This is a genomic window from Hoeflea phototrophica DFL-43 (assembly GCF_000154705.2).
Taxonomy (GTDB): domain Bacteria; phylum Pseudomonadota; class Alphaproteobacteria; order Rhizobiales; family Rhizobiaceae; genus Hoeflea; species Hoeflea phototrophica.
The window spans coordinates 1122960-1148348 of the sequence record NZ_CM002917.1; the positions used below are offsets into that span (position 1 = coordinate 1122960).

Sequence of the window (25389 nt, forward strand, 5' to 3'; positions counted from 1 at the left end):
GCATGATGGGGCGGAAAATGGCGCGGCGATTTCACGATGTCAGCGGTTTTGCAGGCGAACTCAAGCATGGCGTGGTTGCGATCGGCAATTTCGACGGAATGCATCGCGGTCACCAGGCCGTTCTGGCGCGTGCAACGGAGACAGCGGCAAGCCTGGGTGCGCCGGCATCCGTTCTCACCTTTGAGCCGCATCCACGCACGGTGTTCCGTCCCGATGAACCGGTGTTCCGGCTCACGCCTGCGCCGATGAAGGCAAGGATTCTGGGGCAACTGGGCTTTGATGCCGTGATCGAGCATCCTTTCAGCAAAGCGTTTTCCTCGCAAAGTGCTCAGGAATTTGTCACCAACATTCTGTGTGGTCACCTTGGAGTCCGCCATGTGGTGACAGGCTTCGATTTCCATTTCGGCAAGGGCCGGGAAGGCAATCCCGATTATCTGATGCAGGCTGGCGAGCAGCACGGTTTTGGAGTGACGCTGGTCGATGCCTTCAGCGACGAGAACGGTGATGTGGTCTCCTCCAGCAGGGTGCGTGAAGCTCTGGCTGCAGGCGATGTTGCGCTCGCCGCCGGCCTTTTAGGCTATCGCTATGCGGTGTCGGCTGAGATTCTTCACGGCAAGAAACTTGGCCGCACGCTTGGATATCCGACCGCCAATATGGCGCTGCCACCCGAGACCGCGCTAAGGCCGGGTATCTATGCTGTGCGTTTCCGGCGGGCCAATGGCGCGGTCTATGATGGCGTCGCAAGCTTCGGACGTCGTCCCACGGTTGATAAGGACGGCGCGGATTTGCTGCTTGAAACCTACCTGTTCGACTTTGCCGGCGATCTCTACGGCGAGACCTGCACGGTTTCGCTGGTGTCCTATCTTCGCGGCGAAGAGAAATTCGACGGCCTCGATCCATTGGTGGCGCAAATGAAAACCGATGAAGCCGAGGCGAGGGCGGTTTTGGAAACCATCGCACCGCTTTCGCCGCTTGATGCGGCGCTCAACTTCGAGACCGCAACATGATCGGCGGCAAGTCGCGGCGTATCCTGATCACCGGCGGTAATGCCGGGATCGGACTGGCGCTCGCCAAAAGATTTGCCGGACGGCATCAGTTGCTGCTTTCAGGACGCAAGCCGCACGAAGACGTGGCCGAACTGATCCCCGCAGGCAGCGCCTACATTGTCGCCGATCAGAGCCAGCCTGAAGCCTCTGCATCTGCGCTTGTCGAAGGCATTCGCGAACAGGGCTGGGACGGGCTCGACAATGCCGTGCTCAACGCCGGCATTGGCCTGGCGCCAAAGAGCGGCATCGACACCACCGAAGCGATCCGGCAGACGCTCGATGTCAATCTCGCCGCCGCCATCGCACAGGCCCGGGCGCTGTATCCGTTTCTGGAAAAGTCCAGAGGCACGCTCACGCTGGTGGGGTCGGTCGCACACAAGGGATCGGCCACAATTCCCGCCTATGCCGCCTCCAAGGCAGGGCTGCATGGCCTTGCCCGTGCACTCCGGTCCGAATGGGGCGGGCAGATTGCGGTGCAGATCATCCACCCTGGACCCACAAAGACCGACATGCACGACAAGGCCGGCTATGATCCGGGCCGGATGCGCGCCTTGTTTCTAAGTGTGGACGATGTCGCCAAGATGATGGCCTCTGCAATTGCGGGACGGCGTTCGCCGGTCACCACCTCCTGGGTGCGATTTCTCAATGGCGGTTCGTTTACGGGACGGGGCCTATGAGCATGTCTGGAAAGCGCGCGCTCGTCACCGGCGGCAGCGCCGGGCTTGGGGCTGCCTGTGTTCGCTGGTTGCAGGCCCATGATTTCCATGTGGTCTCGCTTGACCGCAACCCGCCAGCCTCAACCGGCAATGGTCAAATGAGCGATGCCGACGCTTCACAATACATACAGTGCGATCTGTCCGATCGCGCGCAACTTGACGCAGCGCTTGGCAACATCATGGCCGAAGGTCCGTTCGATCTGGTGGTTCTCAATGCTGGGATCAGCGCTACCGGCCGCTTCGAGGCGATCAGTCTCAATGCTCATCTTGATGTGTTGCGTGTCAACACCGAGGCCCCGATGATCACTGCCGCGCGGCTTCTGGAAGCCCAGGCACTGCGGCCGGGTGCGGCGATGGTCTTTGTGTCGTCGTTGTCGCATTTCACCGGGTATCCCGGAGCGGCCAGCTATGGTGCCTCCAAGGATGCTTTGGCGGTCTTTGCCAAGGGGATGCGCAAGGTTGCGAAAGCCCGTGGCGTCTCGATCACAGTCGCCTTCCCGGGTCCGTTGCGCACCGACCATGCCGAGCAACATGCGCCCAAGGGGGCAGACGCCAGCAAGCGCATGGATCCCGACAAGGCCGCTCAGGCGATTCTGACCGGCACGATCTCGGGGCGCAAAACCGTTATCCCGGGCCTGCCAAACCGTATCTTCGCCATTCTTGGCCGCATTGCGCCCAAGCCGGTGACCGCCTTGATGCGCCAGCTGATTTACAAACGGCTGGCGCCTTAGCCTATCGCGATCAAAGCGAGGCATCGAATGGGTGTGCAATGTTCTTTTCATGGACTGCAAAAACCAGTATGAACCCATCCATGACCACGGCCGTCCCGATCACAGGCTTTCAGCCGATACGAATTATGGTCCCGGTTTCCCGCTGAGCGAACGGCTCGCTGGAGACCGGGCATTTCGGCGTGACTGCGCGCCTCGCTTCAGACTTTCCCGACACATGTCCACCACGGGCCCACCGCCCACAAGATTGCGACACCATGACCGACACCACCGATACACTCGACTATTCCAAGACGCTCTACCTGCCTGAAACCGAATTCCCGATGCGCGGCGGCCTGCCCAAGAAGGAGCCCGAACTCGTGGCCCGCTGGCAGGAAATGCGGCTTTACGACAAGCTGCGCGCCAGTGCCGCCGGCCGGCCCAAATATGTGCTGCATGACGGCCCGCCCTACGCCAATGGCAACATCCATATCGGCCACGCGCTCAACAAGATCCTGAAAGACGTGATCACCCGCTCGTTCCAGATGCGCGGGTTTGATAGCAACTATGTGCCGGGCTGGGACTGCCACGGCCTGCCGATCGAATGGAAGATCGAGGAAGAAAACTACCGTTCCAAGGGCAAGGAGAAGCCCAATCTCAAGGAATCGGCGGCGATGATCGAGTTCCGCAAGGAATGCCGCGCCTATGCCGAGCATTGGGTTGGAGTCCAGTCGGAAGAGTTCAAGCGTCTGGGCATCGAAGGCGATTTCGACAAGCCCTACAAGACCATGGATTTCAAATCCGAAGCCCGCATCGCCGGCGAGCTGCTCAAGATCGCCAAATCCGGCCAGCTCTATCGCGGTTCCAAGCCGATCATGTGGTCGGTGGTCGAACGTACAGCGCTCGCTGAAGCCGAGATCGAGTATCAGGCCTATGAGAGCGACACGATCTGGGTGAAGTTTCCTGTGGTGCGTGCGCTTGCGACAGACACATCTGAGCAGGCAACCGCAGGCGTAGGTTCGGACCAAATTGATAGGCATCATTCTAAGGCGGGACTGCTCAAAGATGCCTCAGTCGTCATCTGGACGACCACGCCCTGGACCATCCCTGGCAATCGTGCGGTCTCCTTCTCGGAGCGCATCGCCTATGGCCTGTATGAGGTCACCGCTGCGGAGAACGATTTCGGCCCCCAGCCCGGTGAGAAGCTCATCTTTGCCGACGCGCTGGCCGAGGAGTGTTTCGCCAAGGCCAAGCTTCAGTTCAAACGTATTTCCGATGTGAAGCCATTTGATCTCCAAGGCATCACCTGCGCCCATCCGCTAAAGGGCCTCGGCGGCGGCTACGATTTCCAGGTTCCGCTGATCGCGGGCGACCACGTCACCGATGATGCCGGCACCGGCTTCGTGCACACCGCACCCGGCCATGGTCGCGAGGACTTTGAAGCCTGGATGGATGCGGCGCGTGATCTCGAAGCACGCGGCATCTCGTCCGCCATTCCATTCACCGTAGATGATGCGGGCTATTACACCAAGGACGCGCCCGGCGTCGGCCCCGACCGCGAAGGCGGACCGGCCCGCGTGATCGATGACAAGGGCAAGAAGGGTGATGCCAACCAGGCCGTCATCACGGCGTTGATCAATGCCGGCAATCTGTTTTCGCGCGGTCGCCTCAAGCATGACTATCCGCATTCCTGGCGTTCGAAGAAGCCGATCATCTTCCGCAACACACCGCAGTGGTTTGTCCATATGGACAAGGATTTCGGCGACGGAACGACGTTGCGCAGCCGCGCGCTCAACGCCATCGACGACACCCGCTTCGTGCCCGCCAGCGGCCAGAACCGCCTGCGTGGCATGATCGAGGACCGCCCCGACTGGGTGCTCTCGCGCCAGCGAGCATGGGGCGTGCCGATCTGCGTCTTCGCCGATGTGGACGGCAACGTTCTGCTCGATGACGCCGTCAACACCCGTATTCTCGAAGCCTTTGAGGCTGAAGGAGCGGACGCCTGGTTCGCAGAAGGTGCGCGCGAGCGCTTCCTGGGCAACCACGCCAGCGATCCCAAGTGGATCCAGGTGACCGACATTCTTGATGTGTGGTTTGATTCAGGCTCCACTCACGCCTTCACGCTGGAGGATCGTCCAGACCTCAAATGGCCGGCCGATGTCTATCTCGAAGGCTCCGACCAGCACCGCGGCTGGTTCCATTCGTCGCTGCTCGAAAGCTGCGCGACCCGGGGCCGTGCGCCTTACGACGCCGTCATCACCCATGGGTTCACCATGGCCGAGGATGGCCGCAAGATGTCGAAATCGCTCAACAACCAGGTCTTCCCGCAGGACATCATGAAGGAATCGGGCGCAGACATTCTGCGGCTCTGGGTGATGACCACCGACTACTGGGAGGACCAGCGTCTAGGCAAGACGGTGATCAAGACCAACATCGATTCCTACCGCAAGCTCAGAAACACCATCCGCTGGATGCTGGGCACGCTTGCCCATGACACCGGCGAGAGTGTAGCGGCCACCGAATTGCCGGAGCTGGAGCGGCTGATGCTGCACAGGCTGGTGGAACTCGATCAGCTGGTGCGTCAGGGATATGACAATTTCGATTTCAAGCGCATCACGCGCGCACTGATCGATTTCTCCAACATCGAACTGTCGGCCTTCTACTTTGATGTCCGCAAGGATACGCTCTACTGCGATGCGCCCTCAAGCATTCGCCGCAAGGCCTCGCTTCAGGTCATCCGCACCATTTTCGACAGCCTGGTCACTTGGCTTGCCCCGATGCTGCCTTTCACGATGGAAGAAGCATGGCTTGACCGCAAACCCGACGCGCTCTCGGTCCATCTTGAGCAGTTCCCGGAGATCCCGGCGGAGTGGCGCGATGATGCCCTGGCTGCAAAGTGGAAAAAGATTCGCACCGTACGCCGGGTCGTGACCGGGGCTCTTGAAATCGAGCGCCGCGAAAAGCGCATCGGTTCCTCGCTGGAGGCCGCACCAACGGTCTACATCACTGACCCGGAACTGGTGGAAGCTGTCTCCGACTGCGATTTTGCGGAAGTCTGCATCACATCCGGTCTCGAGGTCAAAGCCGAGGCCGGGCCTGGCACGGCTTTCAGGCTGGATGATGTGAGCGCGGTTTCGATCACGCCGGATCTCGCCGAGGGCCGCAAATGCGCACGCTCCTGGCGGATCACCGATGATGTCGGCTCGGATCCGGCCTATCCCGATGTGTCTGCCCGCGATGCTGCCGCATTGCATGAGCTCAAGGCGCTGGGATTGCTCTAGAAAAGGTGCCGGGGTCGGCTTGCTAAGTATCCCGGCAACCATTTGCAGTGTTAAGCCAATTTCGCTCCGGTCAATTGCCCTTATGGTCTCTATCCGGTAAAACCCTGCCTGAAAATGACCGTGCCTGCCTGAAAATGGTCTGATTGTGCGGCGACAAGCAGTGTGAAATTTCAAATGACTGTCTGAGACGGGACCCGAAGCATGACAATGAAGACCGAGTATCGCGCCTGCGTTTCCATTGGCGCTCTCATTGCAGCAAGCCTGGTATTGTCAGGCTGTCTTGGGCCGACCTATGGCACAGACAAATCCGCAACGGGACAGCTCGTCGACGACCTGGGCAATATCGCGTCGATCGGGAGCACCAGGAAGGGCGAGGGCATTGAGTACAAGCCGCGTCCCGCGATCGTAAAGCCGCCGGAGACTGCCGGTTTGCCGGCGCCGCAGCAAAACATTGCCGAGAACAATCCGGCCTGGGTCGAATCTCCCGAGGAAACCCGCAAACGCCTGATTGCCGAAGCTGATGCAGGTGGGGGATCGTCAAACACCTTCAGGTCGCCGCTGGCGAAGCAGGAAACCGCGTCTTCTTCCGGCAGCCGCAGTGTGGGGGGACGTGCGGCGGATGGTCCGCCTACCCCGCAGCAGACACTCACACAGGACAGAAAACAGCGGGAGTCTTACAAACAGGCACGCACAATCCAGCAGGGTGCCTATTCTGACCGCCGCCGCTTCCTTTCGGATCCGCCTCTGGCCTATCGCCAGCCGTCTGAAACAGCACCTGTTGGTGAACTTGGTGAGCCGGAAAGAATCAAGGAGCGCCGCCGCATTGCCGAGGCGAAGAAGGCTGGAACCGGCAAACGCACCTGGTGGCCCTGGTAAGCACCACGTGCAATCAGCGGCGTTCCCTGAAAAAGTCCTTGAGCAGACGCATGGCGTCGCTGGCGGCCAGGCCGGGATAGACGTCGGGCGCATGATGGCATGTCGGTTGATCGAAGAACCTCACGCCGCTGGTCACCGCACCGCCCTTCTCGTCATCGGCAGCGTAATAAAGCCTGCGAAGCCGGGCGAATGAGATTGCTGCCGCGCACATGGTGCAGGGCTCAAGCGTGACATAGAGATCGGCCCCTATGAGTCGTTCACTCGACAATTGCATGGCGGCCTGACGGATCGCAAGGATTTCGGCATGCGCGGTCACATCATTGAGCTCGCGGGTGCGGTTGCCTGCCCGGGCGATGACCTCGCCATCAAGCACAATCACCGCGCCCACCGGCACCTCGCCACGTTCAGCCGCCTGACGCCCCTCTTCAAGCGCCAGATCCATATAACCCTGTCCGATCATGAAATGCCCCGGCGCATGAAACCTCTTAACCCCGTGCGCCCAACCTGCTAGAGCAACCGGGCGCTTCTTTGTTTAGAACCGATCGCCCGAAAACAAAACCGGTCGGTTGCGTCTCTGACGCGCAACGACAATTACAACGGCAGCATCCCCGAAACCAATGGTCGAGATGCCGTGGAGCCAGGCAAACAAGCAAATGACACCAAAAGACAAACCCACGCGCGGCAAACCCGGATCTGACGGAACCACGCCCTCAGACGCCCAGGCGTCAGCCGAAAGCGGCCGCATTGCCAAAATCCTGGCCCGTGTCGGTGTGGCCTCGCGCCGCGACGTCGAGCGGATGGTGGCTGAAGGCCGTATCAGGGTCAATGGCAAGCTGCTCGACAGCCCCGCCGTCGTGGTTTCGCTGTCCGACCGCATTGAGGTCGACGGTGAGGAAGTCGCCGGTATCGAGCGTACGCGCCTGTGGATCTACCACAAGCCCGCGGGCCTGGTGACCACCAACCGTGATCCCGAAGGCCGCAGGACCGTGTTCGAGACCTTGCCGAAGCATTTGCCCCGGGTGCTCAGCATCGGGCGTCTCGACATCAACACTGAAGGCCTGTTGCTGCTCACCAATGATGGCGGGCTGGCCCGCACGCTGGAACTTCCGGAAACCGGCTGGTTGCGGCGCTACCGGGTTCGGGCCTATGGCGACATTGATCAGAACCGCCTTGATACGCTCAAGGATGGCATTGCCGTTGATGGCGTTCTCTACGGTGCCATCGAGGCGACGCTGGACCGCAAGCAAGGCCACAATGTCTGGATCACCATGGGGCTGCGCGAGGGCAAGAACCGCGAAATCAAGAATGTGCTGAGCGCGCTTGGCCTCGACGTCAACCGTCTGATCCGGATCTCCTTCGGACCGTTCCAGCTCGGCGATGTTCGTGAGGGCGACGTGGTCGAGATCAAGAGCCGTACCCTGCGCGAGCAGCTTGGCGTACGCCTGATCGAGGAATCGGGTGCAAATTTTGATGCGCCGCTCAACGATTCTGCCCCAGCCAGCAAGAAGGAAGCAAAGCCAAGTCCGGCTGCCAAACCTGCCCAGCGCGAGTGGATATCAAGCTCGGAGAAGGTCGAACGCGCCCGCGCCAGGTTTGACACCAAACCCGGGCGTCCGGACCGTGACGGCAAACCTGGCGAGCGCCGCTCCGAATGGGGCCCGGGCAAAGAGCGAGGCGAACGCAAGAGTTCTGGTGACAAGGCGTCCCGGCCACGCAGCGGCGGCCCCGAGGGCAAGCGCAACGAGGAACCCGGTGCCAAGCCGGCAAAACGCGGGTTCATTCAGCGCAGCCGCGCCTCCAATGTCTGGATGGCCCCGGGTGCGCGGCCCGTCGCCGATGCGGACAAGCCCGAAGGTGGACGTGGCGGGGCAAAATCCGGTCACAAAAAGGCCGATGCTGATCCGCGCGCCGAGACCCGCCGCGGCAGTTTCCCGAAGGGCCGTGCAAAGCCGCGCCCTGACCGTGACGAGAATGACGGGCGTCCACGTCGCGATGGTGATCGCCCGTTCGGCAAGGCCCCGGGCAAACCGGCTGGCAAGCCATCAGGCAAATTTGCAGGCAAGCCATCCGGCAAGCCCGACGGGAAGCCGGGCGGCAAACCGGTCAGAAAACCGGATGCGTCCGGACCATCCGGTGGCCCAGGCAAGGGACGTGGACCCGGTGCGGATCGTCGGCGGTGAATTCCGCGGCAGGAGCATTGCCGCCCCCAAGACCTCGTCAATTCGTCCGACCACAGACCGGACTCGCGAGAGCCTGTTCAACATCTTGAGCCACACCTACCCCGAGGCGCTTGATGGCGTGCGGGTGCTGGACCTGTTTGCCGGCACCGGAGCGCTCGGGCTGGAGGCGTTGTCACGCGGATGCCGCACGGCGCTGTTCGTTGAAAGCGGCGTGGAAGGTCGCGGGGTCATCCAGAAAAACATCGAGACGCTGGGTCTGCAGGGCAGGGCTCGGCTGTTCCGCCGCGATGCCACCAAACTTGGCCCCGCAGGCACGTCGGGGCCCTTCGCGCTGGTGTTTGCCGATCCGCCCTATGGCAGGGAGCTGGGTGAGAAGGCGCTGGTTTCCGCGGCGCGCGGCGGCTGGCTCGAGGACGGTGCCTTGATCATACTTGAAGAAGTGGCCAGTGCCGAACCCGATCCAGGAAATGCGTTCACGTTTCTCGAAAGCCGTACATTCGGCGACACAACAATGCGCTTTTTCCGCTATAATGCGCAGGACTGAGTCAAAGGGACCGGCGCAACGCCGTCTCAAGAACAGGCAGAACAATGGCAGACACGAGCCTCGCAACCCCTGAGCGCGCCAAACGATCGGGCGATCCAACTGTTGCGATCGCCTTCGGTGGCGGTGGCGCCCGCGGGATTGCCCATATCCACATCATTGAAACTCTCAATGCCATGGGCATCGAGCCGGTGGCCATTTCCGGCTCGTCGATCGGGGCAATCATGGGGGCGGCCATGGCGTCCGGTCTCAGCGGTGCGGAGATCCGGGAATTTACCCTGGGCAGCATCGGCAAGCCGTCAAACGCCATCGGTCGCATGTGGAAAGCAGCGCGCCCGCGCGGTGTCCGCGATGCGATGGAAGGCGGTTTGAGGCTCGGTCAGTTCAACATAGAGCGCATTCTCGAGGAGTTCCTGCCCGAAACCGTGGCACGTCGCTTTGAGGATCTCAAGATTCCGGCCAAGATCATGGTGACCGACTATTATGATCATTGCGAGGTGGTTTGCGAGACAGGCGACTTGCGCCGTGCAGTTGCCGCTTCGGCTGCCATTCCAGCCGTCTTCAGGCCGGTGATTCTGGATGATCGGGTGATGATCGACGGCGGGATTTTCAATCCGGTGCCGTTCGATCGGTTGGCCGGACTGGCGGATATCATCATCGGAATCGATGTGGTCGGCCTGCCTTCCGGTGTGCCTGGCAAGCCACCGTCGAGCATCGACATGATGTTCGGCGCCAGCCAGCTCATGATGCACTCGATCATCGGCATGAAGTGCCAGACCAATCCGCCGAACATCCTGCTCAGACCCGATGTGCATCAGTACCGGGTGCTTGATTTTCTCAAGGCCCGCGAAATCCTCGAGGAGTCCGCAGGCGTGGCCGAACAGCTCAAGCAAGACCTCGATGCCGCCTTCGCGTTCTTCCGTTAGAAGATGACCTGCAATCGGCGCCGTTCAACAAATGGGCTCAGAGCGTTGAGGCCTTGCCGCTGGTAAACGCTGATTGAGCGGCAGCGGGCGACTGCATCACGTCCGGATCTGGTTGGTTGCCATCCCGGTCCTCGATTTTTGCGATGACGCGGAAGCACACGACAATCGACACAAGGCCGAACACGACGGCGCCCAGTCCGTAACCGGCAAGCGCGCCCTGCGCTCCGTACCAGTGTGAACCGACCAGCACGAACGGGATCACGCCGAGGGTCGAACGGCTCCAGTTGAACACGGTCGAATACAGCGCGTAGCCAAGATTGTTGAATGCTGCATTGGCCACAAACAGCATGCCGTTGAAAATAAAGCTGCCGGCGACGAAGAGGCAGAAGAAGACGATGACATCACGCGCTTCGCCGGTCGCGCCGAAGATATCGGCAATCTGGTTGCGCAACAAAGCCATGATGGCCCAGGTGACAAGCGTGTAGACCGTGATGAAGATCAGGCTGTCTCGCATGGTCGACATCAGCCGGTCATAGCGCTTGGCTCCGTAGTTTTGGCCAAGGATCGGACCAACCGCACCTGAAAGCGCGAACAGCGCACCGAACGCCACGGGAATGAGCCGCCCGACCACCGCCCAGCCAGCCACTGCGGCGTCGCCATGCCCGGCCATGGTGGTTGTCACGAATGTGTTGCCCACCGGCGTTGCGACCTGCGTCATCAATGCGGGAAGACCGATGGCCAGGAATGGGCGGATCTCGCGGGCGATGACCGGGACAGACGGCATCGCAATCAGATTGTGGATCCGGATCAACCCGTAGAGCCCGATGCCGACCAGCGCAAACCGGGAAATCACTGTGGCAATCGCTGCGCCGTGAATGCCCAGATCGAACCCGAAGATGAAGATCGGATCGAGCACCGCCGTCAGCGCCCCGGCGCCAAGCGTCACATACATCGCGCGCTTTGCGTCACCGACCGCGCGCAGCAAAGCAGCAGTGCACATTCCGGCGCCGAGCACAGGCAGGGAAGGCAGCACGATCTGCATGAACTCGGTGGCCAGTTCCGCAGTGCGCCCCTGCGCGCCGATCATCCGCACCAGGTCATCCAGGAATGGGAATGTCACAATCACTGTCGCTGTCATCAGGATGAGCATGTAGGCCAGTGATGCACCGGCGATTTCACGCGCCTCGCCCCGATCGCCGCGCCCCAGCGCGCGTGACGTGAGCGCAGTGGCTGCGATTGAGAGACCAATCGCCACCGATGTGCTGAAGAACAGAAGCGTGCCCGCATAACCGATGGCAGCCGCCAGCTCCACTTGCCCCAGAAGCGAGATGTAGAACAGGTTGAGCGCGTCGACGATGAACACTGCGACCAGACCGATTGATCCGGTCGCAGTCATCACCACGACGTGCCGCATGGTGGAGCCTGTGACAAACTTCGCTTGTGAGCCTGCAGCGCTGGCGGCACGTCCAGGAGCAACGGGCGCTCCGCTGCTCATGACGCGAAAACCTGCCCCAGATCTGAAAACCCTTTGAATTCCAACGCATTGCCCGAGGGATCGCGCAGGAACATGGTGGCCTGCTCACCGGGCTGCCCTTCGAAGCGAAGCGTCGGCTGCATGATCCAGTCGATCCCCTCGGCAGCTTCAAGCCGGGCCGCCAGGGCTTTCCAGTCATCCATCTGCAGCACTGCGCCAAAATGCGGGATCGGCACCGAATGCCCGTCGACTGTTCCCGAAGCCGAAGCCGCCCCGGCGTCAGCACGAACATGGCCGGACATCTGGTGGCCGAAGAGATCGAAATCGATCCACGTCTCGGTGAAGCGGCCCATTGGGCAACCGAGCACTTCACCATAGAAGTGGCGGGTCTGATCGATGTCGCGAATGGGGAAGGCAAGGTGAAAGGGCGTCATGGGCTCTGGGATCTCCACATTGGCGAAAATGGCATGATGAACGGAAATATCTGGTTTGACCGGATTGTCCAGATCCGCAACGATGCCTTTGGCGGCAGCCGGTGGCGGTTCGCCGGGACAGATCAGGCCGGATCTGAAAGCGTATGATCGTCCCCTGTCGGCGCATCGAGGCGTTCAGATTTCCGCTTGGGTTTGATCAGTGGCTCCGGCGAAACCGGTCTGGTATGCAGTTTTTCGAGCCCGCCAAGCAGCCCTTCCACGGCCTGGATCGCAAGCCGCTCTTCGTCGCGATGCCGCACATCCTCGCTGATGGACAATGCCTGGTCTTCCGATGTGCCCAGAGCCTCGAGTGTCTTGCGTCCGAACAACATGCCCGATTCGAAGGTTTCCCGGGCCTCATAGTCCACACCGCGGGCCCTGAGCGACAAGGTATGGCCGCGGTCATAAGCCCGCGCATATATCCGGGCATTCGGGAAATCGGCCTGGATCATGTCGACGATCTTGTCGGTGATCTCTTTCTTGTGCGTACAGACCGCGACAATCTTGGCGCGCTGGATCCCGGCGGCCAGCAAGACGTCCTTCCGGGTCCCGTCGCCAAAATAGATCTTGAAGCCGAATTTCGAGGCGGAGCGGATCCGATCCGCGGATTGGTCGATGATCGTCACATCGGATCCGCCGGCCAGCAGGATTTGCGAGGCGATCTGGCCGAAACGCGAAAACCCGATCATCAGAACATCAGACCCTGCGCCTTCGAAGTCCTCATCCATGTGATCCGTGCTGGCTTCATGCATCATGCGCTTGACCAGCACCGCCGCCAGCGGTGTCAGGGCCATAGATATGGTGACAATGGCCACCAGCAGCGATGCCGTCGATTGCTCGAAGATGCCGGCCGCGGCCGCCGCGCTGAAGATCACGAACCCGAATTCGCCACCCTGTGGCAACAGGCCTGCAATCTGAATGCTGGTGTTGTGGCTTGATCCAAAAGCGCGGCATGCGCCGTAAATCACAAGCGCCTTGAGAACCATCAAGACCGGCACAGCGACAATGATGATCAGCATGTTTTCGAGGATAACGCCGAGATCAAGCGACAGGCCGACAGCCATGAAGAACAGGCCCAGCAGAATGCCTCGGAAAGGCTCGATGTCTGCTTCCAGCTCATGGCGGTAAGAGGATTCGGCAAGCATGACGCCGGCGATGAAAGCCCCCATTGCCATTGACAGCCCGGCCACCTGCATCAGCATCCCCGCACCCAGAACCACGAAAAGTGCGGCGGCGATCATTGCTTCCTTGGCCCCGGTTCCGGCAATGAGCTGGAACAGAGGATTGAGCAGATAACGACCGGCCACAAGCAGCGCGATGATGGCGCCGACGGTGATCGCGATATCGATGTAGACCGGTCCGCTACCCTCAGCGCTGATCGGAGCAAGCAGGGGCACCAGCGCCAGGATAGGAACGATGGCGATATCCTGGAACAGCAGGATTGAGAAGGATTGCTGGCCATAGCGGGTGTTCAGGTCGCCGCGTTCTTCCAGGATCTGAATGCCGAAGGCCGTTGAGGACAATGCCAGTCCCAGGCCGATGACAATGGCTGCGGCCCAGGTGTCTCCTGACACGGCAAACACCGCGGCCGTGATCGCAATTGCGGAAATCATCACCTGCGCCAGCCCAAGCCCGAAAATGTCCCGACGCATTTGCCAGAGCCGCGATGGCTTGAGCTCCAGCCCTATGACGAACAACAGCAGCACGACGCCGAGTTCCGCAAAATGCAGAATCTCCTCTCCATCGGAAATGATGCGCAGCACCGGCCCGATGACGATTCCTGCAGAAAGATATCCCAAAACGGTCCCAAGCCCGATCTTCTTGAACAGGGGGGCTGCGACAATCGCGCCGCACAAGAGAACGAGGCCTTCGGTGTACAGGCTTGCGTCAGCTGCAGCCATCAATGGCGCTCCTTTTGTTCCCAAACAGACGGAATTCCAAGCAGACCTGCGTTGCGCCGGGCTTGATGCTTGACGGTCAGGACAATACATGAGAGCCAAGCGAAAGGCGAAAAAATATGAGCACCACCAAACAATCCGATGGCCTGCTGGCGACTGCCGAGCGTTTGATCGGCCGTGCACGCGCTGCTGGCGCTGATCAGGCCGATGTTCTGGTGGTTCGCCGGCGGTCCCGGTCCGCATCGATCCGCAACGGCAAGGTCGAAAACACCGAATCATCGGAGTCTGATGATTTCAGCGTCCGGGTTTTTGTCGGCCAGAAGGTCGCGACCGTGAACGCCGGCCAGGGCGCTGACGAAACAGCATTGACGGAACGCGCCGTCGCCATGGCGCGGGTCTCGCCGGAAGATCCGCATGCCTGTCTCGCCGATGCTGACATGCTGGCCAGCGATTGGCCCGAACTCGACCTGTTCGATCCAGCAGAGCCTTCTTCCGAGAACCTTGTCGAGGCTGCGATAGAGGCTGAAGCAACGGCGCTTGAGGTGCCGGGCGTATCAAGTTCCGTGGGTGCCGGCGCCGGCGCCGGGCTGTTCGGCATGGTGCTTGCCACCTCGCATGGTTTTTCCGGCACTTTCGAACGCTCCGGGTTTTCCCGGTCGGTCAGTGTGATCGCCGGCGAAGGCGTCAAGATGGAGCGCGACTATGATTTCGACAGCCGCGTCTTCTATCAGGATCTCGATGATGCTGCCTCGATTGGGAAACGCGCCGGTGAACGGGTGGTGGCCCGGGTCAATCCGCGCAAGGTCAAGACCGGGTCAAACATCAATGTTGTGTTTGACCCGCGTGTCTCGCGCGGCCTGATCGGGCATCTGGTCTCCGCGATCAATGGGGCCGCCGTGGCCCGCAAGACAAGTTTTCTCAAGGACATGATGGACAAGCAGGTGGCGATCGAAGGTCTCACTCTTGTCGACAATCCTTTTGTTCGGCGCGGACCTGGCTCCAGACCCTTTGACGGGGAGGGGGTCTCGGTCGGTGCTTTGACCATGGTTGAAGACGGAATCCTTCGCCAATGGTATCTGACCACCGGTGTCGGCCGCGAACTGGGTTTGAAAAGCAACGGCCGCGCCAGCCGCGGCGGCGGGGTGTCCCCGTCTTCCACCAATGTCATCGTCAATCCCGGCGCGCTCTCGCGCAAGGAGTTGATCGCATCGGTAGGAACAGGGTTCTATGTCACCGAACTCATTGGCCAGGGGGTCAACCAGGTCACCGGTGAATACAGCCGCGGCGCATCTGGGTTCTGGATCGAGAACGGTGAGATCAGCTTTCCGGTGTCTGAGGTGACAATCGCCTCCAATCTCAAGGACATGTTCAGGCGGATGACGCTCGCCAATGACATCGATACGAAGTACTCGATCGCAGCTCCAACCATCGCAGTGGAAGGTATGACGCTTGCCGGCGACTGAGGCCTACGCTGAAGATCTGGCCCTGATGCTGGATGCGGCAGACAAGGCCGCGGACATCGCGATGTCCTTTTTTCGCAAGGATCCCGATGTTTGGTACAAAAACGAGGGGCGTTCGCCGGTCAGTGAAGCCGATGTCGCCATTGATGCATTGCTCCAGCGCCTGTTGCTTGGTGCCAGACCCGATTATGGCTGGCTCTCAGAGGAGATCGAGGACAATCATCTCCGCCTCACTTGCAGTCGGGTTTTCGTGATTGATCCCATTGATGGCACCCGCGCCTATGTTGGCGGTCGCAAGGACTGGTGTGTCAGCATCGGTCTTGTTGAAGATGGTGTGCCGGTTGCCGGCGTGCTGGCGGCCCCGGCGCGCGACGAAATCTGGCAGGCCCGGCTTGGCGGCGGGGCGTTCCTGAACGACGTACGACTCGGCACCGGATCCGATGATGCCGGCGGCGCGTTGAAGGTGGTCTTGCCCGATGTGGTGGCAGACAAGATGCGTCCCGATGTTCACACCCGGTTCGACAAGGTCCCTGGCGGCCCATCCCTGGCATTGCGGCTTGCGATGGTGGCAAAGGGCGATTTCGACGGCGTTTACATCAGACCCCGGTCGAATGAATGGGATCTGGCCGCAGCCGATGTGATGTTGCGCGAAACCGGGCACAAGTTGGTGGAGCAAACCGGCAGGCTGATTCGCTATAATGAGCCCGACCCCTCCCGGTCGCTGCTCGTTGCAGCTTCCAGCGCACACGTTGGAGAGTTGCTTGTCCCCTTGCAGCCTGAGCTTGGGCATTGACCTTTTTGCCGATTTGCCGCAAACCGCGTTCATCTTGGGAGAAGCGTTTCAAACTGGAGCACACTCATGTCTGAAGGCGAAGACAAACAGCTTTTGCATCTTGTGTTTGGCGGTGAACTCAAAAGTCTGGATTCCATGGCGTTCAGGGACCTGAATGATCTCGACATTGTGGGCATCTATCCGAATTACGCGACCGCGCATCAGGCCTGGAAATCCAAGGCCCAGATGACCGTCGACAACGCTCACATGCGTTATTTCATCGTGCATATGCACAGGATGCTTGATCCCGACAGCGACAGCAAAGCCGGGGCCTGATCCCTGGGGCCCGGATAACAAACCCAATGAACAAACCCGACGTCGAGACCGCGCCAAGGCGCCAGGGACTACGTGACCTGACGAACACGCGCAATCTTGGCAAGAGGCTTCTGCGGGTCGAATGGTTTCAGCGCAGCGGGTCTGCCCTGATCAGTTCGTTTCTTGCGTTGGTCTGGCGGACCAACCGTGACACGGATCAATCGACCGACTGGGAGACTTTGCTCAAGGGCGAATTTCCTGCGATCTTTGCCTTGTGGCACGGCCAGCACATTCTGGTGCCCAATGCCGCGCCAAGAGACCGTGCATTCGTCACGCTGGTCTCGCGCAGCGCCGATGCGGAAATCAATGCCCGGGTCATCAAGCGCGCAGGATTTGACGTCATTCGTGCGTCCGGTGGCCGCGATCACGGTGCTGTGGCCCGCAAGGGCGGGGTCGGGGCACTGATTGCCATGCGGGACGCGCTCAGACGGGATGTCAATGTTGTGATGATCGCTGACATCTCCAAGGGGGAGGTCCGCCAGGCAGGCGAGGGCATTGTCAGGCTGGCCAAGATCTCGGGTCGCCCGATCGTACCGGTGGCGCTGACCACCAGCCGACGCTATGTGCTGGAGAAGACCTGGGACAAGACCACCATCAATCTGCCATTCGGCCGCCGCTGCCTCAAGCTGGCTCCGCCGATCCGTGTTCCGGCCAATGCCGGCAAGGACCAGATCGCTGCCGCCCGTGCCAAGGTGACATCGGAGCTCAACCGGATCACCGAAGAGGCGAAGCGCGCAGTGGAGATGTCGGCATGAGCCGCGGCTGGGCACGCGCTGCGCTGGTTGGTTACCGTTGGTTCGGGGCCGGCATTTACCCGTTGCTGGGTCCCTATCTGGCGATCCGGGCAGCCAAGGGCAAGGAAGAACGCAGCCGCCGCAAGGAGCGCTATGGCCGCTCCAACATCGCGCGCCCAATTGGTCCGCTGGTCTGGTTTCATGCCGCAAGTGTCGGCGAAACCAATGCGGTTATTCCGCTGATCAGGGAGGTGCGCCGGAGGGGTATTACCGTGGTGCTAACAACCGGAACCGTGACCTCTGCAGGTGTGGCGCGTGACCGTGTTGGCGACGATGTGATTCATCAATATGTGCCCCTTGATCTCAAACCGGCTGTCTCAAGGTTTCTCGATTACTGGAAGCCCGATCTAGCGATCATTGCCGAATCCGAGATATGGCCGATGACCATTCTCGAGCTTGGTGCACGCCGTACGCCCCAGGTTCTGGTAAATGGCCGCCTTTCCGACCGCTCTTTCGCGCGCTGGAGCAGGCGCCCGAGCCTGGCCGATGCGTTGTTCGAGAACCTCTCTCATGTTGTTGCCCAGTCCGATCTCGACGCTGAACGGTTCCGCAGTCTGGGCGCCAGGCCGGTTACGGTCTCGGGCAACCTCAAGGTCGATACGGTGCCGCCCCCATGGGACAAGGCCGAGCTGGCCAGGCTTCAGGCGCAGATCGACAAACGTGCGACTTGGGCCGCGGTTTCGACCTTTGAAGGCGAGGATGAGATTGCAGCGGCTGTGCATCGCGCTCTCAAGCCACGCCACAAGGCCCTCACCATTCTCGTTCCCCGTCACCCTGATCGCGGTGATGCGATCGAGACCATGCTCAAGAACAACGGGCTCAACGTTGCACGCCGGTCCCGCGGCGATACGATCGGCCCCGACACCGATGTCTATCTGGGCGACACGATCGGCGAGATGGGGCTTTATCTCAACCTGACGGAAATCGTCTTTGTCGGGAAGTCGCTCATGGGTGGCGGCGGTCAAAACCCTCTCGAGCCTGCGATGCTCGGCTGTGCGGTGCTGTCGGGCAGCAAGGTGGAGAATTTCCGCGAGGCCTATGCGCGGCTGCTCAGAAATGGCGGCGCGCGTTTTGTCCGTGACGGCGAGATGCTGGCCAAGGGTGTGCATTATCTCTTGTCCAACCCGCAAGCCCGTGAGGCCATGGCCGTGGGTGGGGAAAAGACCCTCAACGACATGCGCGGAGCTCTCAAGGCCACCGTTCGTGCACTTGAACCCTACATCAACCCGCTAACGGTAAAGGCACGGCTTTTGCCGCGTGACAACGAGGATGCGGAGACCCAGGCGGGCGGCCAATGGTAAGTGAGGCCCCTCCGTTCTGGTGGAAACGTCCGGGGCTTCAGTCCGCCTTGATGGCGCCGTTCGGTTGGATTTATGGCCGCGTCGCCCGCCGGATCATGGACAAAAAGCTTCGCGTTCCCGTCGACGCGGCGGTGATTTGTGTAGGCAATTTCACTGTTGGCGGATCGGGCAAGACTCCGACGGCTTTGGCGCTTGTCGACGCGGCGCTGGCGCGCGGTCTCAAGCCCGGGTTTCTTTCCCGCGGCTATGGCGGCGGAGTGCGCCATGCCCGGCTTGTCGACCTGGCGCACGATACCGCCCGTCTTGTTGGCGACGAACCGATGCTGTTGGCCGAAAAGGCGACAACCGTGGTTTCGAGCAATCGGGTCGAGGGGGCCGAATTGCTGGTCCGTGAGGGTTGCGATCTGATCATCATGGATGATGGCTTTCAAAGCGCCGCACTGGTTTTTGATCTGGCGCTGCTGGTGGTGGACGCACGCCGCGGTATCGGCAACGGTCGGGTGCTTCCCGCGGGTCCTGTTCGTGCACCCGTCCTTGATCAGGTTCGCCATGCCGATGCACTGTTGGTTGTGGGGGAGGGCGATGGCGCTGACCCGATGATCAGGATGGCAGCGCGGGCGGCCAAGCCGGTCCATCTGGCTCGGCTGGAACCGCGCAACGCCAGCCAATTTCGCGACAAGAATTGTCTGGCCTTTGCCGCGATCGGCGATCCGGGCAAATTCTTCGCCACGCTTGAAGCCGCCCATGTGCGCCTCGCAAGCACCCGTGGATTTCCCGATCACCACCATTTCGCCGAGGATGAAATCGCCGACCTGCTGGATGAGGCCGAACTCTACCAGCTTCAGCTGATCACCACATCCAAGGACCATGTCAGGCTGCGTTCGGGCCATGGCCGTGCGGAAGAGCTGGTGGAAAAAAGTGCGGTTCTCGAAGTTGATCTGGTGTTTGACAGCCCGCATGTGGCGGGTGCCATCATAGAGGCCGCTTTGGTCGCATCCAACCGCAGGCGTGCAGGCATCTGACAACCGCCGAACTCAAGACACCGCAGCCGAAGGCTTACTTCGCGGCGGGCAAGGCACCGGCGCGCTGTTCCGCAGTAACCGATGCGGTCACATCGACATAGGGCTCCTGCCGCGCGACGCTCCAGTATTTCAATTCCTCGATGGGAATAGTCTCCCCTGTCACAGCGCAGACCACATGGCTGCCCGGCATCAGGATCTGGAAGTCGCCGTCTAGGTAGCGAATCTTGGCCGGACGGGCACCGGGTCCTTCAAATCTGTTCATGTCAGGTTGCGCTCCCGTTGTCTCGAGGCTTTTCTATGCCGTTTCACAACACCGATTGCAACATGGCCGTCTTGTCCGTCGCTGTTGACGGCCACAGTCAGCGCCGCGAGAACAGCTTTTCGATGTCGCTGAGCTTGAGTTCGATATAAGTCGGTCGCCCGTGATTGCATTGCCCTGATCCGGGCGTGCGCTCCATTTCACGCAACAATGCATCCATTTCCTCGCGCGTCAGACGCCGGCCCGAACGCACCGAGCCATGGCAGGCCATGGTGGACGCGACCGCCTCGAGTCGCTCTTGCAGCCCGCCTGTGCTGTCCCACTCGGTAATCTCGTCGGCGAGGTCGCGCACAAGCCCCGTCACATCGGTCTCGCCGAGCATAGCCGGCGTTTCGCGCACCGCGATGGCGCCAGGGCCGAAACGTTCGAGCACCAGGCCGAAACCGGCCAGTTCACCGGCCCGCTCCGCCAGCCGATCGCAATCATCTTCCGGAAGGTCGATGATCTCCGGCAGCAGCAGGATCTGCGAAGCCACCGACCCCTCGCGCAGTGCAGTCTTGAGACGTTCAAACACCAGCCTTTCATGAGCGGCGTGCTGATCGACGATCACCATACCGTCGCTGGTCTGGCTGAGGATATAGTTCTCATGCACCTGAGCTCGCGCCGCGCCCAGCGGATGGCGCGCGTCAGGCTCTGTTTCCGGTGCCTTATCGAAGCGGCCTGAAGGCGCTGCGGCGGCTTCGAATTCGGCCTGGCTCGCTTCCCCGAAGCCTGGGGCTGCTCCATCGAGTGGCCATGAGGGTGACTGCGCCGCCGCCCATTGACCAGTCCAGCCTCCGGCCAGCCCAGCAGAATTGCCATCGCGGTGAAAGGCAGGCGGCATGGAGGACGACCCCGGCAAGCTCTGATCGCTTCCAGCCGGACTTGTCGATGAAAACGCTCGCACGAGATCCGCGCGTGCCGAAGGAGAAGCCTGGTCGCCTCCCGCCAGCAATGCCTGCCGGATCGCGCCAACGAGCAATCCGCGCACCAGACCTGGGTCGCGAAACCGCACATCGGCCTTGGCCGGATGCACATTCACGTCCACCAGCGCCGGATCAAGCGTGATCCACAGCACCGCAACCGGATATCTTCCCCGTGGCAATGTGTCGGAATAGGCCGCACGAATGGCCGAGAGGATCTGTTTGTCCTGAACCGGACGGCCATTGACGAAGGCATACTGCGACAACGAGTTCGCCTTGTTCCAGGTCGGCAACCCGATATGCCCGGTCAGTTCGATCTCCTCGCGCATGGCATCCAGTGCGATGGTGTTGGCAGCGAACTCCGCCCCCAGCACCTGACCAATTCGAGCGAGGCGGTCTTCGCCTGTTGCCGCCAGATCAAGCGTTGACCGGTCCGGTCCCGACAGCGTGAAACGCACCGAGGGAAATGCAATGGCGATGCGTCTGACCACCTCGGTGATCGCTGCAGTTTCCGCCCGGTCGGATTTGAGGAACTTGAGCCGTGCCGGCGTTGCGAAGAAAAGATCGCGGACCTCGACAGTGGTGCCCTTGTTTGCGGCTGCGGGTTTGAGCGGTGAAGGCACACCTCCGGCAAGCGAGATTTCATTGGCATGCGCCGCATCGGCTGGGCGCGATCTCAAAGTCAGCCGCGCCACAGACCCGATCGAGGGCAGGGCTTCACCCCGAAACCCGAGGGTACGGATATCGTCAAGCCGCTGGTCTATCTTGGAGGTGCAGTGCCGCCGTACGGCCAGTTGCAGGTCCTCTGCATCCATGCCGCGGCCATCATCGATGACGCGGATCAGCGCCTTGCCGCCGCCGGCGGTGGCAATCTCGACCCTGCTCGCACCGGCATCAATGGCGTTTTCGACCAGTTCCTTGACCACACTGGCCGGCCGCTCGATCACTTCACCGGCGGCAATCTGGTTGATCAGGGTCTCTGGCAATTGATGGATGCGCATGGCCCCATGTTCAGGGATTCGCGATCAAGCGCAATGGAGCGGGTCCGACCGATCCCCATAAAGCGGTTTTTCAACACATCGGGCGTTGCAAATCGGTGCCATTTTGGCCTTGATGGCGAAGCATCCGCCTGACTGTAATCACAGGACCATCAATGACCTATTCCGACCGCCGCGCCCAACTGCTCGAATTGTTTCAGTTGGGCATCGCCGCTGCCGATCCCGCGCAATGCGTGCCTCCGCAGCTGCCCGCCAAGCCCAAGGGGCGGACGCTGGTAATCGCGGCTGGCAAGGCCGCCGCGTCCATGGCGCGTGCGGTGGAGGATAACTGGGACGGTCCGATTTCCGGCATCGCCGTGACCCGCTATGGACATGGTGTTGATTGCAAGCGGATAGAAGTGATCGAGGCTGCGCATCCGGTGCCCGATGACCGCGGTGAAGTCGCGGCGCAGAGACTCATTGAAGAGGTGCGTGCGCTGGGACAGGACGATCTGGCGCTGTGCCTGATATCCGGTGGCGGTTCGGCCCTGCTCGGATTGCCGGCCCCGGGTCTTACGCTGGACCAGAAGAAGGCAATCAACCGCGCGCTGTTAGCCTCGGGTGCGCCGATCGGTGAAATGAACACGGTCAGAAAACATCTTTCTGCGATCAAGGGTGGACGCCTGGCTCAGGCCGCCTATCCCGCCCGGGTGCATGCCATCGGCATTTCCGATGTCCCCGGCGATGACCCCTCGGTCATTGCCTCTGGCCCGACGGTTCCGGATGTGACCACCCAGGCCCAGGCGCTTGAGATTCTTCAGCGCTACAAGATAGATATACCCGATGCCGTGCGTGCGCACCTGTCCGACCCCGCCAATGAAACCCCCAAGCCCGATGATCCGGTGTTCTCCACGTCGAGCTTTCACATGGCGGCAAAACCGGCGGATATGGTGGAGGCAGTGGCCCGTGCCGGCTCCGAGCGCGGTTACCGTGTGATTTCATTGGGCGCAGACATTGAGGGAGAGGCGCGGGAGATCGGACTTGCCCAGGCTCGGCTGGCGCTTGAAGCCGCAGCAGGACGATCGCCGGACGATCCGCCCACGCTCATTGTCTCAGGTGGCGAGACGACTGTCACCGTCGCCAACAGCGACGGCCGGGGTGGGCGCAACTGCGAGTTTCTGCTGGCACTGACGATTGGCCTTGGTGCCCACCCGGATATCTGTGCACTTGCTTGCGATACCGATGGGATAGATGGCAGCGAGAACAATGCCGGTGCGATTATCGATCCTGACACGCTGGGCCGGATACGGGCTGCAGGGCTGGACCCTGAAGCTGAACTTGGGCGCAACAATTCCTGGACGGCGTTTCACGCTGTCGATGATCTGGTGATCACCGGGCCGACGCGCACCAATGTAAATGATTTGCGGCTGATACTGATTGGCTGACTCGAACGCGAACTCTTGCATTTATGGTTAAGCGAGGCTTAACCCTCATTTGGCATGCTTGTCTCCTAGAATTGTATGGATTTCCCGTAAAAGGTGCAGAAACGCCATTTACGGCAAGTCTGAATTTTGAGATGCACAGCGGATCTTTGCAACATGGACCTGAGTGAAACGGAGCTCCCGCCCGTTGGACGCGAAGCCAAGATCATTGAGGCTCTCGCGCTGGCGCTTGATATTGCGATCATACTGTATGACCGAAACGACAAGCTGATCGCTGTGAGCCCCCAAATTCGGCGCTTCATCAACATACCTCCGGACATGATTGTGCCCGGGGCACGGCTGCGCGATCTTCTGGGAGCTAGCTACGATGCAGGCGTAAATTACTTTGGATCAATCAATGGCAAGATCAGGATAACGTCCCGCGAAGACTGGATTGCGGAGCGCATCGCAACGCATTGGCGTGAGCGCCATGAGAGTACGGAACAGCTCGCAGATGGACGATGGGTGCGTTTGTGCAAGCGGCGCATGCCTGACGGTGTTCTCGTTTCGACCATCGAAGATGTATCGGAGCAAGTGCGGCGCGACGCGGAATTGTCTGAGACCCGGCAACATGCCGAACTGGCTCAACACATCCTCAACAACCTCGCCAATCCGGTTGTCGTCAAGAATTCATCGCTGCGTTACGTTGCTGTCAATGAGGCATTTTGCCGGATCCGCGGCTTGCGTCCCCAGCAAATCATCGGCCGCTCTGCGAAGGATTTGGTGAAGCCAAAGCTTGCACTAGAGTTCGAGGCCATTGAACGCAAAGTGCTTGAAACCGGCATGCCCTTCGAAGCAGCGCAGGATATCATTCGCCGGGACGGCTCGATCATGCATGCGGTGACACGGGTCCATCGCTCCGGAAAGCAGGGCAATTATTACATTACCATCTCTTTCGACGACGTTGCAGACTATGTGGTGCCCGTCGATCGTGACACCGATGTGCGGGCGCGGACTGGCCACCTCAAGCCGGAAACCAGTGCGGAGGCCGAAGAACCCAAACGGATTCTTGTTCTGGAAACAGACACGAGCCGCGGACAGAACCGTGTTGCGGCGCTCAAGGCAGCAGGGTTCGATGCGCTTTTGATCTCTCAGGCAACCGAGGTCTTCGCATTTCTTGCCCAGGCTGAAAGGATGCAGATCCGGATCGACGAGATCGAACTCTGCGACGCGATGGGTAGAGAGCTGATCTCGCATCAGGAGACAGTCCGGCATCCGGCGTTGGCCAATGCACTCAAAACATGGAGTGCAGCAGCGGCAAAAAAGCAAACCATCTCTGCTGGGCGCAGCGAACCAGAAACGGTTGCCGCCCAGCCAAAGTCTGAATCGGAAATGCAAACGGTTCCAGAGGCGCGTCAGCGTGCGCCAGCAGTCGTCGAATTGGCGGTGTCAGAAGAGGCTGCGCCCGGCACTCACCGGAGTTCGGCGTCAAACAAGGCGCCCAAGCGGTTGCGGATCCTTGTCGCCGAAGACAATCATGTCAATCAGATCGTCTTCGAACAGATACTCGAAGGCATCGATGCTGATTACCGTATTGTCAGCAACGGCGAAGAGGCGCTCGCCGCCTGGCAGTCCTCCGCCCCCGACCTGATCCTCATGGACGTCTCGATGCCGGTCATGAACGGGCTTCAAGCCACCCAGGCAATTCGCAAGGCTGAAGCGGAAAGACCCGGTGGAGAAGCGCACACCCCCATTATCGCGGTCACCGCGCACGCCATGGGCGGGGACCGGGAAAGATGCTTCGACGCAGGGATGGATGATTATCTTTCCAAGCCTGTCAGCCCCGACAAGTTGGAGGCGATAATTGCCAGATGGGTCGGAACGGTCCCGCTCGATACTGCAGATGGTGGAGCCTATTGAGGCTAACT

Annotated in this window: 22 protein-coding genes; 16 read left to right on the top strand and 6 right to left on the bottom strand. The window is 60.7% G+C overall.

The genetic code is table 11. The features are described 5' to 3' along the window. The first annotated feature begins 17 nt into the window (after window positions 1–17). The 5 genes from HPDFL43_RS05295 to HPDFL43_RS05315 all read left to right on the top strand — a co-directional run bounded on the left by HPDFL43_RS05295 (window position 18) and on the right by HPDFL43_RS05315 (window position 6626). Window positions 18–1007, top strand: coding sequence for a bifunctional riboflavin kinase/FAD synthetase (locus HPDFL43_RS05295; protein WP_007196239.1), 990 nt, complete (start codon window positions 18–20; stop codon window positions 1005–1007). Further along, on the top strand, window positions 1004–1723 hold the full coding sequence (locus HPDFL43_RS05300; RefSeq protein WP_007196240.1) for an SDR family NAD(P)-dependent oxidoreductase: 720 nt from the start codon (window positions 1004–1006) through the stop codon (window positions 1721–1723). Before HPDFL43_RS05295 ends, HPDFL43_RS05300 begins: the two co-directional genes overlap by 4 nt. Next, a complete protein-coding gene (locus HPDFL43_RS05305) occupies window positions 1720–2493 on the top strand; it encodes an SDR family NAD(P)-dependent oxidoreductase (RefSeq protein ID WP_007196241.1) in 774 nt (257 codons plus the stop codon). Before HPDFL43_RS05300 ends, HPDFL43_RS05305 begins: the two co-directional genes overlap by 4 nt. Before the next feature lie 254 nt (window positions 2494–2747). Next, window positions 2748–5750, top strand: a complete 3003-nt coding sequence (ileS, locus tag HPDFL43_RS05310) for an isoleucine--tRNA ligase (protein WP_007196242.1) — start codon at window positions 2748–2750, stop codon at window positions 5748–5750. A gap of 201 nt (window positions 5751–5951) precedes the next feature. Beyond that, entirely contained in the window at window positions 5952–6626 is a 675-nt protein-coding gene (locus tag HPDFL43_RS05315; protein ID WP_007196243.1) for a hypothetical protein, read from the top strand. Between the two features lie 13 nt (window positions 6627–6639). On the opposite strand, the gene HPDFL43_RS05320 is transcribed toward HPDFL43_RS05315, so the two are convergent. Next, window positions 6640–7086: a nucleoside deaminase gene (locus tag HPDFL43_RS05320; protein ID WP_007196244.1), complete on the bottom strand. Its 447-nt coding sequence runs from the start codon at window positions 7084–7086 to the stop codon at window positions 6640–6642. A 193-nt stretch (window positions 7087–7279) separates the two neighbouring features. Between HPDFL43_RS05320 and HPDFL43_RS05325 the strand changes: the two genes are divergently transcribed. The 3 genes from HPDFL43_RS05325 to HPDFL43_RS05335 are packed head-to-tail and all read left to right on the top strand — an operon-like array spanning window position 7280 to window position 10273. After that, on the top strand, window positions 7280–8806 hold the full coding sequence (locus HPDFL43_RS05325; protein ID WP_040449699.1) for a pseudouridine synthase: 1527 nt from the start codon (window positions 7280–7282) through the stop codon (window positions 8804–8806). Then, the gene (gene rsmD, locus HPDFL43_RS05330) at window positions 8787–9350 is read left to right on the top strand and encodes a 16S rRNA (guanine(966)-N(2))-methyltransferase RsmD (RefSeq protein WP_007196246.1); all 564 of its coding nucleotides are present in this window, start codon (window positions 8787–8789) and stop codon (window positions 9348–9350) included. The genes HPDFL43_RS05325 and rsmD overlap by 20 nt, the downstream gene beginning before the upstream one ends. A gap of 44 nt (window positions 9351–9394) precedes the next feature. Then, entirely contained in the window at window positions 9395–10273 is an 879-nt protein-coding gene (locus HPDFL43_RS05335) for a patatin-like phospholipase family protein (protein ID WP_007196247.1), read from the top strand. Between the two features lie 37 nt (window positions 10274–10310). Here HPDFL43_RS05335 and HPDFL43_RS05340 read toward each other — a convergent pair whose 3' ends face one another. The 3 genes from HPDFL43_RS05340 to HPDFL43_RS05350 all read right to left on the bottom strand — a co-directional run bounded on the left by HPDFL43_RS05340 (window position 10311) and on the right by HPDFL43_RS05350 (window position 14121). Next, a complete protein-coding gene (locus tag HPDFL43_RS05340) occupies window positions 10311–11687 on the bottom strand; it encodes an MATE family efflux transporter (RefSeq protein ID WP_040449701.1) in 1377 nt (458 codons plus the stop codon). Window positions 11688–11764: 77 nt separating this feature from the next. Then, on the bottom strand, window positions 11765–12181 hold the full coding sequence (locus HPDFL43_RS05345) for a VOC family protein (RefSeq protein WP_040449084.1): 417 nt from the start codon (window positions 12179–12181) through the stop codon (window positions 11765–11767). Window positions 12182–12303: 122 nt separating this feature from the next. Then, complete coding sequence (locus tag HPDFL43_RS05350; protein WP_007196251.1) at window positions 12304–14121, bottom strand: monovalent cation:proton antiporter-2 (CPA2) family protein; 1818 nt, start codon at window positions 14119–14121, stop codon at window positions 12304–12306. A gap of 116 nt (window positions 14122–14237) precedes the next feature. Between HPDFL43_RS05350 and HPDFL43_RS05355 the strand changes: the two genes are divergently transcribed. The 6 genes from HPDFL43_RS05355 to lpxK all read left to right on the top strand — a co-directional run bounded on the left by HPDFL43_RS05355 (window position 14238) and on the right by lpxK (window position 19842). Continuing rightward, window positions 14238–15581, top strand: coding sequence for a TldD/PmbA family protein (locus HPDFL43_RS05355; protein WP_007196252.1), 1344 nt, complete (start codon window positions 14238–14240; stop codon window positions 15579–15581). Next, complete coding sequence (locus tag HPDFL43_RS05360; RefSeq protein ID WP_007196253.1) at window positions 15568–16371, top strand: 3'(2'),5'-bisphosphate nucleotidase CysQ; 804 nt, start codon at window positions 15568–15570, stop codon at window positions 16369–16371. The genes HPDFL43_RS05355 and HPDFL43_RS05360 overlap by 14 nt, the downstream gene beginning before the upstream one ends. A 66-nt stretch (window positions 16372–16437) precedes the next feature. Continuing rightward, entirely contained in the window at window positions 16438–16686 is a 249-nt protein-coding gene (locus HPDFL43_RS05365; RefSeq protein WP_007196255.1) for a DUF4170 domain-containing protein, read from the top strand. Window positions 16687–16712: 26 nt separating this feature from the next. Then, complete coding sequence (locus HPDFL43_RS05370) at window positions 16713–17480, top strand: lysophospholipid acyltransferase family protein (protein WP_007196256.1); 768 nt, start codon at window positions 16713–16715, stop codon at window positions 17478–17480. Further along, window positions 17477–18820, top strand: coding sequence for a lipid IV(A) 3-deoxy-D-manno-octulosonic acid transferase (gene waaA, locus HPDFL43_RS05375; RefSeq protein WP_007196257.1), 1344 nt, complete (start codon window positions 17477–17479; stop codon window positions 18818–18820). The genes HPDFL43_RS05370 and waaA overlap by 4 nt, the downstream gene beginning before the upstream one ends. After that, window positions 18814–19842 (top strand): tetraacyldisaccharide 4'-kinase, encoded by a 1029-nt coding sequence (lpxK, locus tag HPDFL43_RS05380; protein WP_007196258.1) that lies wholly within the window; start codon window positions 18814–18816, stop codon window positions 19840–19842. The genes waaA and lpxK overlap by 7 nt, the downstream gene beginning before the upstream one ends. A 34-nt stretch (window positions 19843–19876) precedes the next feature. On the opposite strand, the gene HPDFL43_RS05385 is transcribed toward lpxK, so the two are convergent. Then, entirely contained in the window at window positions 19877–20104 is a 228-nt protein-coding gene (locus tag HPDFL43_RS05385) for a DUF2093 domain-containing protein (protein ID WP_007196259.1), read from the bottom strand. A gap of 97 nt (window positions 20105–20201) precedes the next feature. After that, complete coding sequence (gene mutL / locus HPDFL43_RS05390; RefSeq protein WP_007196260.1) at window positions 20202–22064, bottom strand: DNA mismatch repair endonuclease MutL; 1863 nt, start codon at window positions 22062–22064, stop codon at window positions 20202–20204. Between the two features lie 152 nt (window positions 22065–22216). On the opposite strand from mutL, the gene HPDFL43_RS05395 reads away from it, so the two are divergent. Both HPDFL43_RS05395 and HPDFL43_RS05400 read left to right on the top strand, forming a co-directional pair. Beyond that, a complete protein-coding gene (locus HPDFL43_RS05395; protein WP_007196261.1) occupies window positions 22217–23485 on the top strand; it encodes a glycerate kinase type-2 family protein in 1269 nt (422 codons plus the stop codon). A gap of 153 nt (window positions 23486–23638) precedes the next feature. Beyond that, the gene (locus tag HPDFL43_RS05400) at window positions 23639–25381 is read left to right on the top strand and encodes a response regulator (RefSeq protein WP_007196262.1); all 1743 of its coding nucleotides are present in this window, start codon (window positions 23639–23641) and stop codon (window positions 25379–25381) included. Window positions 25382–25389 lie beyond the last annotated feature (8 nt).

What these genes read in the sequence shown, in the direction of transcription:
- HPDFL43_RS05335 (WP_007196247.1), top strand. Translation starts at nt 9,395, where the DNA reads ATGGCAGACACGAGCCTCGCAACCCCTGAGCGCGCCAAACGATCGGGC.
- mutL (WP_007196260.1), bottom strand. Translation starts at nt 22,064, where the DNA reads ATGCGCATCCATCAATTGCCAGAGACCCTGATCAACCAGATTGCCGCC.
- HPDFL43_RS05300 (WP_007196240.1), top strand. Translation starts at nt 1,004, where the DNA reads ATGATCGGCGGCAAGTCGCGGCGTATCCTGATCACCGGCGGTAATGCC.
- HPDFL43_RS05305 (WP_007196241.1), top strand. Translation starts at nt 1,720, where the DNA reads ATGAGCATGTCTGGAAAGCGCGCGCTCGTCACCGGCGGCAGCGCCGGG.
- lpxK (WP_007196258.1), top strand. Translation starts at nt 18,814, where the DNA reads ATGGTAAGTGAGGCCCCTCCGTTCTGGTGGAAACGTCCGGGGCTTCAG.
- HPDFL43_RS05350 (WP_007196251.1), bottom strand. Translation starts at nt 14,121, where the DNA reads ATGGCTGCAGCTGACGCAAGCCTGTACACCGAAGGCCTCGTTCTCTTG.
- HPDFL43_RS05385 (WP_007196259.1), bottom strand. Translation starts at nt 20,104, where the DNA reads ATGAACAGATTTGAAGGACCCGGTGCCCGTCCGGCCAAGATTCGCTAC.
- waaA (WP_007196257.1), top strand. Translation starts at nt 17,477, where the DNA reads ATGAGCCGCGGCTGGGCACGCGCTGCGCTGGTTGGTTACCGTTGGTTC.
- HPDFL43_RS05295 (WP_007196239.1), top strand. Translation starts at nt 18, where the DNA reads ATGGCGCGGCGATTTCACGATGTCAGCGGTTTTGCAGGCGAACTCAAG.
- ileS (WP_007196242.1), top strand. Translation starts at nt 2,748, where the DNA reads ATGACCGACACCACCGATACACTCGACTATTCCAAGACGCTCTACCTG.
- HPDFL43_RS05365 (WP_007196255.1), top strand. Translation starts at nt 16,438, where the DNA reads ATGTCTGAAGGCGAAGACAAACAGCTTTTGCATCTTGTGTTTGGCGGT.
- HPDFL43_RS05325 (WP_040449699.1), top strand. Translation starts at nt 7,280, where the DNA reads ATGACACCAAAAGACAAACCCACGCGCGGCAAACCCGGATCTGACGGA.
- HPDFL43_RS05400 (WP_007196262.1), top strand. Translation starts at nt 23,639, where the DNA reads ATGGACCTGAGTGAAACGGAGCTCCCGCCCGTTGGACGCGAAGCCAAG.
- HPDFL43_RS05355 (WP_007196252.1), top strand. Translation starts at nt 14,238, where the DNA reads ATGAGCACCACCAAACAATCCGATGGCCTGCTGGCGACTGCCGAGCGT.
- HPDFL43_RS05315 (WP_007196243.1), top strand. Translation starts at nt 5,952, where the DNA reads ATGACAATGAAGACCGAGTATCGCGCCTGCGTTTCCATTGGCGCTCTC.
- HPDFL43_RS05340 (WP_040449701.1), bottom strand. Translation starts at nt 11,687, where the DNA reads ATGCGGCACGTCGTGGTGATGACTGCGACCGGATCAATCGGTCTGGTC.
- HPDFL43_RS05370 (WP_007196256.1), top strand. Translation starts at nt 16,713, where the DNA reads ATGAACAAACCCGACGTCGAGACCGCGCCAAGGCGCCAGGGACTACGT.
- HPDFL43_RS05345 (WP_040449084.1), bottom strand. Translation starts at nt 12,181, where the DNA reads ATGACGCCCTTTCACCTTGCCTTCCCCATTCGCGACATCGATCAGACC.
- HPDFL43_RS05320 (WP_007196244.1), bottom strand. Translation starts at nt 7,086, where the DNA reads ATGATCGGACAGGGTTATATGGATCTGGCGCTTGAAGAGGGGCGTCAG.
- HPDFL43_RS05395 (WP_007196261.1), top strand. Translation starts at nt 22,217, where the DNA reads ATGACCTATTCCGACCGCCGCGCCCAACTGCTCGAATTGTTTCAGTTG.